Annotated in this window: 8 protein-coding genes; 3 read left to right on the top strand and 5 right to left on the bottom strand. The window is 43.0% G+C overall.

The features are described 5' to 3' along the window. The 5 genes from FN732_RS07700 to lysS form a co-directional block, all read right to left on the bottom strand. On the bottom strand, window positions 1-302 hold a 302-nt coding region (locus FN732_RS07700), incomplete at its 3' end, for a helix-turn-helix domain-containing protein (RefSeq protein WP_142934556.1). 33 nt (window positions 303-335) lie between these two features. After that, window positions 336-1577 carry a tyrosine--tRNA ligase gene (gene tyrS / locus FN732_RS07695; RefSeq protein ID WP_142935986.1) on the bottom strand — a complete coding sequence of 414 codons (1242 nt, stop codon included), beginning with the start codon at window positions 1575-1577 and terminating at the stop codon, window positions 336-338. Next, window positions 1531-2046 carry an N-acetyltransferase gene (locus FN732_RS07690; RefSeq protein ID WP_142935985.1) on the bottom strand — a complete coding sequence of 172 codons (516 nt, stop codon included), beginning with the start codon at window positions 2044-2046 and terminating at the stop codon, window positions 1531-1533. The genes tyrS and FN732_RS07690 overlap by 47 nt, the downstream gene beginning before the upstream one ends. Next, on the bottom strand, window positions 2047-3276 hold the full coding sequence (locus FN732_RS07685; RefSeq protein WP_142935984.1) for an ABC transporter permease: 1230 nt from the start codon (window positions 3274-3276) through the stop codon (window positions 2047-2049). It abuts the gene before it with no gap. After that, a complete protein-coding gene (gene lysS, locus FN732_RS07680; protein ID WP_142935983.1) occupies window positions 3273-4820 on the bottom strand; it encodes a lysine--tRNA ligase in 1548 nt (515 codons plus the stop codon). Before lysS ends, FN732_RS07685 begins: the two co-directional genes overlap by 4 nt. A gap of 96 nt (window positions 4821-4916) precedes the next feature. Here lysS and FN732_RS07675 point away from each other — a divergent pair, with 96 nt between their 5' ends. Genes FN732_RS07675 through FN732_RS07665 form a run of 3 tightly spaced genes read left to right on the top strand, consistent with a single transcriptional unit; the run spans window position 4917 to window position 7191 of the window. Continuing rightward, window positions 4917-5717: an HAD-IIA family hydrolase gene (locus FN732_RS07675; RefSeq protein ID WP_142935982.1), complete on the top strand. Its 801-nt coding sequence runs from the start codon at window positions 4917-4919 to the stop codon at window positions 5715-5717. Continuing rightward, window positions 5717-6592 carry a UbiA-like polyprenyltransferase gene (locus FN732_RS07670; protein ID WP_142935981.1) on the top strand — a complete coding sequence of 292 codons (876 nt, stop codon included), beginning with the start codon at window positions 5717-5719 and terminating at the stop codon, window positions 6590-6592. The genes FN732_RS07675 and FN732_RS07670 overlap by 1 nt, the downstream gene beginning before the upstream one ends. After that, on the top strand, window positions 6580-7191 hold the full coding sequence (locus FN732_RS07665; RefSeq protein ID WP_142935980.1) for a MarC family protein: 612 nt from the start codon (window positions 6580-6582) through the stop codon (window positions 7189-7191). The genes FN732_RS07670 and FN732_RS07665 overlap by 13 nt, the downstream gene beginning before the upstream one ends. Window positions 7192-7194 lie beyond the last annotated feature (3 nt).

Below are 7194 nucleotides of genomic sequence, written 5' to 3'. Positions count from 1 at the left end.
ATCTGAGGTTGTCTTACTCTGTGAGGTCTTTTGTTTCTGTCTTTGAGGCCTTCTAAACCGTACTTTTTGTATCTATTTTTCCATTTGTAGAAGGTGGTTGGACTTATTCCGAAGTATCTGCAGGTTAGTCTTGCATTTTGGTGTTTTTCGTAGTGTTGAATCCATTTAAGTCTTTTTCTCACGTTTGGGTCTTTTGTTAGGTCGAGTTTGGTTTTGATTTTCGTTCCTCTTTTGATTGTTTTTTTGAAGGGTGTATTTGATATGTGCAGGGATGCACCTTTGAATTTCTTTAATTGTTTCATTGGTGGACACCTCCTTTTGTTGGAGTTCAAATCTTATTTTAGGGTGTCCACCTTCTTTCTGAACTTCAACACGTTCTCCGGCTTTATCTTGACAAAGCGTCTCTTTCCAACCTGAAGAATTAACTCTCCTTTTAGTACGTCAACTTTTAACTGTTCATCTTTAACCTTCTCTCCGTTAATTCTTACTCCGCCTCCCCTAATCTGCCTTCTGGCCTCGCTCGTCGACTTTACAAGTCCAGTCTCCCTTAATAAAATTGGGAGCCAGACGGGATTTTCAGGAACCTGAACTTTTGGTTCTGGAATCTCCTCAGGGAGCTCCCTCCTTGAAAATACCCTCTCAAAGTGCTCCCTTGCCCGTTTTGCAGCCTCCTCTCCGTGGAAGATCCTGACTATCGTTTCAGCAAGTTTCTTTTTAACCTCCATAGGGTGGAGCTTCCCTTCCTTAACAAGTCTTTCCATTTCATCTATCTCTTCTTCGGGAATTCTCGTAACGAGTCTGTAGTACCTCCACATTAGCTCATCGGAAATCCTCATTACCTTTCCAAACTGCTCCTCAGGGGGCTCCAAGATTCCTATGTAGTTTCCAAGGGATTTGCTCATCTTCTGAACACCATCGAGCCCCTCAAGTATTGGCATCATTATGCAGACCTGTTCCTCCTGTCCAAACTCCCTCTGAAGGTGCCTTCCCATGAGGAGGTTAAACTTCTGGTCTGTCCCTCCCAATTCAACGTCCGCTTTAAGCTCAACAGAATCGTACCCCTGGAGTAAGGGATAGATGAATTCGTGAATGTGGATAGGCCTTCCTTCCTTGAATCTCTTCTCAAAGTCGTCCCTTTCAAGCATCCTTGCTACAGTATACTTTGAAGTGAGTTTTATCAGGTCTGCTGCAGTCATTGAGCCCAACCACTCGCTGTTGAATACGACTACAGTTTTTTCAGGGTCGAGTATCTTAAAAACCTGCTGAGCGTAGGTTTCTGCATTCTTCAAAACCTGCTCCCTTGTAAGTGGAGGCCTTGTCTCATTTTTTCCCGTCGGGTCCCCTATCATTGCAGTAAAGTCACCGATTAAAAAGTAAACCTCGTGACCCAACTCCTGAAAATCCCTTAACTTCCAGAGTAGAACTGTATGACCCAAGTGTAAATCTGGAGCTGTTGGGTCAAATCCGGCCTTTACTCTAAGTTTCCTTCCGTATTTCAGTTTCTCTAAGAGCTCCTCCTCATTTATTATCTCAGCCGTTCCTCTCTTTATCACTTTTAACTGTTCTTCTGGTGTCATTCTTCCTCTCCAAGAGATTTATTTCCAAAGCAGTTTCGTCGCAGTTTGGGAATTTTACACAGTTTATACAGTCCCTCCAGATTTTCTGGGGTAGTTTTTCCTTATCAATAACTTTAAATCCCAACTTTTCGAAAAATCCAACCTGATAAGTTAGTGTAAAAACCCTTGGGATTCCAAGCTCCTTAGCCTCCTCAAGGGCTGCTTTCACAAGGGCAGTTCCTATTCCCTTTTTCGTGTGCTCTGGAGCGACCGCTAAAGAGCGAACCTCTGCAAGGTCATCCCAGAAAATTTTTAGGGCACAGCTACCGAGTATCTTTCCATCCTCCTCGTAAACCCAGAACTCCCTTATATCCTCAAAGATACTCTGAAGCGTCTTTGGAAGCATAAGGCCCTGTTTAGCATACTCGTTAATTAAGAACTGAATTTCCTCAGCATCGCTTATCCTTGCCTTTCTAATTTTTCCCTTCAATTAGTCTTCTCCCATCCTAAGAACTTTCACAGGGTCTGTTTTTGCTGCCCTCAGCGCCGGGTAGATTGTTGCTACTGTACTGATTAATATAGCTGCAGCAGCTGCAACCAAACAGTCTGTTAGGTGAAGTTTAAAGGGAAGGTGGTCTATGTAGTAAACGTCTGGAGGAAGGGGTATTAGTTTGTACTTTTCCCCAAAAATGGAAATTCCTATTCCCAGTACTTCTCCAATTGCCGTTCCTATCAGCCCTATAAAGAAGCCCTGGAGAACGAAGACTTTTAGGATGAAGCCGTTTAGAGCTCCAACAGTTTTCAGTATTGCTATCTCCCTTGCCCTGTTGTTCACGTTCATCATTAAAAGACTCGATATGTTGAAGGAGGCAACTATTACTATGAGGGTTAGGATTAAAAACATTGCAAGTTTTTCAAGCTTCAGGGCTGAAAAGAGACTCTTGTTAAGTGAAATCCAATCCTCAGCAACGTAGTCCTTTCCAAGTGTTTTCTCTATTTCCTTTTCAACTCCTTTAACACTTTCCAACTTATCAACCTTTACCATTATTCCTGTGACTAAGTCTCCAAATCCGAAATCCCTTCTGACAGTCTCTATATGGGCAAGGACTAAGGATGAGTCAAACTGGTACATTCCCACTTCAAATATTCCGACAACTGTGTAGGTAGCAGTTCTTGGAAAGACGCCAAAGGGTGTTTTCCTTCCTATCGGTGAAATCAACTTTATCTGGTCTCCAAGTGTTACTCCCAAAGTATCGGCAAGCTGCCTTCCTATCACAACTCCACTAGGGTTTCTTTTAAAGAGCTCCCAATCTCCAAGTACTATGTGTTTTGGGATTGAGGTAACCTTTGGCTCCTTCTCAGGTACACATCCCCTCAATGAGGCACTTGATGCAGTGTCAGCCCTTCCCGTTGTAGCCATAACGGGAACGTAGATGAAGGGTTCAGTTCCTACAACGTGGGGAATTTCAGATATTTTCCTCTCTGCATACCTGTACTTAACAAAGGGAGCTCCTCCCCTCCTCATTACGATGATGTCTGCATTTGCTGAAAGTAACCTCTCCTTTATTGCATCCTGAAATCCCGTCATTACTGCATTGACAACTATCAGGGCGGCCACTCCAACGACCACCCCCAAAACGGCTATAAGAAACGCAAAGGATAGGTAGCCCTTTTTAGGTTTTAAGTTTCTAAGGGCTAACCACTTTAAAAGTGGGTTCATTTCTCCTCAGGTTCCAACTGGCAGATTTCCTCTCCACACCTCTTTTCAGGCCTCAGCTGAGGGAAGAGTAAAACCTCCCTTATTGAATCCTTGTTTGTAAAGAGCATAACAAGCCTGTCTATTCCTATACCTTCACCTGCCGTTGGAGGCATTCCGTACTCAAGGGCAGTAATGAAGTCTGCATCGTACTCCATTGCCTCCTCATCGCCCTTTGCCCTTTCCTCAAGCTGCTGCTTGAACCTCTCCTCCTGCTCCTTAGGATTGTTAAGTTCTGTGTAGGCATTTGCTATTTCCCTTCCAAAGACAAAGAGCTCAAACCTCTCTACCAATTCCGGATTTCCCCTCTTCTCCTTTGCAAGTGGAGAAATGGCCTTTGGAAAGTCAACTACGAAGGTTGGCTGTATTAGTTCCGGCTCAACCAATGCCTCAAAGAGCTCTTGAACCCTCTTAAAGTGAGAGAGTTCTTCAGCCCTCTCTATTCCAACCTCCTTTACCTTCTGAAGCACCTTATCCTCGTCGTGGAGGAGCTCCTCCTCGGTAAGTCCCGTTTTCCTTGACAGCTCCCCTAAGTAGGAAATCCTCCTGAAGGGCCTTTTAAAGGAGAGTTTTTCTCCCTGGTACTCTATTTCCCTTACTCCCTTTCCGAATATCTCGTCTAAGAGAAACTCAAAGAGCTCCTCGGTCATCTCCATAAGGTCGTTGTAGTCTGCGTAGGCCATGTACCACTCAACCATAGTAAACTCTGGGTTGTGGCGTGTGCTTATTCCCTCGTTTCTAAAGTTCTTACCTAACTCGTAGACCCTTTCAATTCCACCGACTAAAAGCCTTTTGAGGTAGAGCTCTGGAGCAATTCTCAGGTAAACGTCAATATCAAGGGCGTTGTAGTGTGTGATGAAAGGCCTTGCAGCAGCTCCAGAGGCGATAGGCTGCAAAATTGGAGTTTCAACTTCTATAAATCCCCTACTGTCCAAAAACTCCCTTATTTTCTTAATAACTTTTGTTCTCGTCCTGAAAATTTCCCTCACTTCAGGGTTTACTATTAAGTCCAAGTACCTCTGGCGGTACCTTTTCTCTGTATCCTTAAGGCCGTGCCACTTTTCCGGTAGAGGTCTTAAGGATTTTGTTAGAGGTACCATTTCCTTTACTTCAAGAGTGAGCTCCCCTGTTCTCGTCCTAAACAGTGTTCCCCTCACTCCTACAATATCCCCAATGTCTATGAGCTTCTTAAATACCTTGTTGTAGAACTCCTCTCCAACGGAGTCCTTCCTTATGTAACACTGAATCCTTCCGCTCTCATCCTGAATGTGGAAAAAGGCGGCCTTTCCCATAACTCTCATTGACATTATTCTTCCGGCCAATGAAAACTCATCTTTCGGGAGCTCCTCATTCTCCCTTTCCTCTCCTTCCTTAACTCTTCCGAACTTCTCTAAGAGTTCTCCCGCCTTTGCGTTTGTTTCGTACCTGTATGCGTAGGGTTCATAACCAAGTTCCTTCAGTTTCTCTACTTTTTCCTTTCTCTGCTCTAAAATTCTCTCCTCTGCCATATCTCTCTCCTTACCAAGTTTGCCCCTTAAAAGTTAGCCGATTTTTTTTAAATTTGGTAGTGTATAATCGCCGAGATTAAAGGATGGGAGGATTAAATGGTAGGTTTCCTTTTAGACCTTGAGGGAACCTTGGTGAGGGATAAAAGTTACACCCCATTTTTAGAGGCTTTAGAGTTTACTGAATATTTAGACAGAAAAGGCATTCCCTGGATAGTTGCAACAAACAACTCGACGGAAAAGCCAGACGTTTTAATAGAGATACTGAAGGAGAAGGGATTTAATGTTAACAGGAGAAAACTTCTCTCTCCCTCACTTTTGGCCAGAGAGTTTTTAAGAAAAGAGAACGTTAAAAGACTCTACTTTTTAGGAACGGAGAAGATTAAGGAGTTTTTCAGGGAGGAGGGATTTGAGGTAAGGAACGACCATAGGGTTGATGCTGTTGTTGTCGGAAGGGACAGGGAGATTAACTACGAAAAACTCAAGATAGCAACTTCAGCTTTGGTTCTTGAAAACGCAAAGCTCTTTTCCTTCCATATGAACAGGGTAATTCTTGACCCCGATGGGCTCGTGGGGCCGAGCGTTGGAGCCCTTGCAACTGCGCTGTCGTACGCAGGAAATAAAACTGTGGTTTCATTTGGAAAACCCTCTGAGGAGTACTTTAAAAGAGCTTTTGAGCTATTAGGAATCTCTGAACCTGAAAAGGTTTACATGGTGAGCGATGACCCATTCACAGACCTTGCAGAGGGAAAGAGGAGAGTAGGGTTTAAGACAGTTTTCGTTCTAAGTGGGAAGTACAGGGATATTTCAATCCTTAACTCAATAGAGAAAAACCTTAGGCCCGATTATGTTTTTAATAACGTAGGTGAGTGTATTGAACTCATTGAGGAAGAAGGGTAATGGAAGAAATTTTTGGAAAGATAAAGAACTACATGGAGCTTATAAAGGTTGAACATACCGTTTTTGCCCTTCCATTTGCCCTTACAGCGGCACTCATTGCTGCCAAAGGAATTCCCTCACTCTATCAGCTCTTCTGGATATCCGTTGCCCTCTTTGGAGCAAGAACTGCTGCAATGAGTTTAAACAGGGCAATAGATGCTGAGATTGATGCAAAGAACCCGAGAACTGCGAATAGACACATTCCAAGGGGGATTGTTAAGAGGACAGAAGCTTATGTTCTTGCTGTTTTAGGCTTTGCTGTTATGGTTTACTCGGCATACAAGCTTAACAAACTTGCCTTTGAACTTTCTCCATTGGCTATTTTCATTCTGACTCTCTACTCCTTTACAAAGAGATTTACTGCATTGTGTCACATAGTTCTTGGAATTGCCGTTGCCCTTGCTCCCTTGGGAGCATGGATAGCAATAAGGGGAACGTTTGATTTGACTGGAATACTGTTGTTTATTTCTGTTGCATTCTGGATTGCAGGGTTTGACATTATCTATGCCCTTCAGGATGTGGAGTTTGACAGGAGAGAGGGAATCTACTCAATTCCTTCAAAGTTGGGAGAGGATAGAGCTCTCCTTCTCTCAAAACTCTTTCACCTGATAACACTATTGGGTCTCATTTCTGTTGGTTTGATGGAAGATTTGGGACTTCTCTACTACTTAGGAATACTGATTTCAGCTGTTTTTATGGTTAAGGAGCACTTAATAGTTTCAAGGGATAGGTCAAAGATAGGATATGCATTCTTCAACCTCAATGGTTACATATCACTAACGGTGTTTTTCTTTACACTTGCCGACTTCCTCTGGAGGAAGAGTTGGCATTTTTAAAGTTTCTCATATCCCTCGTATCAATTATAGACCCCATATTTGCTGCAATTCTCGTTGCAACGATTGTAACTTCAGCAAAGGAAGTTAAGAAGATTGCCTTTAAATCCTCCCTAACAGTACTCATAGCCTCTATTGTTACCATAATTGCAGGAGATACACTTTTAAAACTCTTAGGTGTCAATATCTACAGCATTAAGATTTTCGGTGGTCTCATTCTACTTCACATGGCATTTCAAATGCTTCAGGCCCATCCACCTAAAACAAAACACACAGATAGAGAGGAGAGTGCAACAGCGGAAAAGGACGACATTTCTGTTATTCCCATAGGCATTCCCATCCTGTTCGGTCCAGGAGCCTTTACGGCTCTCCTAATCTTTAAGGAGGAGGTTCACAGTCTATCTGGACTTTTTCAGCTTTTTCTGGCTGTTGTAATTTCAGTTTTCGTAATTTACTTTTTTATACTGAACTCGGCTTGGTTCTCAAGGAGATTGGGTAAAACGGGGATTGGGGTGACCGTTAGGATATTTGGTCTGTTTGTTGGAGCTTTAGGTTCTCAGTTTATCGTTGATGGAATAAAACATTTATGGATTCAGGGGTAGGAA

The sequence above is a fragment of the Balnearium lithotrophicum genome (genome assembly GCF_900182585.1).
Classification (GTDB): Bacteria; Aquificota; Aquificia; order Desulfurobacteriales; family Desulfurobacteriaceae; genus Balnearium; species Balnearium lithotrophicum.
Note: the sequence above shows the minus strand (reverse complement) of the source record. Positions and strands in the feature narration are given on the sequence as shown.

Excerpts from the sequence above, each read along its gene's own strand:
- tyrS (WP_142935986.1), bottom strand. The coding sequence starts at position 1,577 with ATGACACCAGAAGAACAGTTAAAAGTGATAAAGAGAGGAACGGCTGAG.
- FN732_RS07685 (WP_142935984.1), bottom strand. The coding sequence starts at position 3,276 with ATGAACCCACTTTTAAAGTGGTTAGCCCTTAGAAACTTAAAACCTAAA.
- lysS (WP_142935983.1), bottom strand. The coding sequence starts at position 4,820 with ATGGCAGAGGAGAGAATTTTAGAGCAGAGAAAGGAAAAAGTAGAGAAA.
- FN732_RS07675 (WP_142935982.1), top strand. The coding sequence starts at position 4,917 with ATGGTAGGTTTCCTTTTAGACCTTGAGGGAACCTTGGTGAGGGATAAA.
- FN732_RS07670 (WP_142935981.1), top strand. The coding sequence starts at position 5,717 with ATGGAAGAAATTTTTGGAAAGATAAAGAACTACATGGAGCTTATAAAG.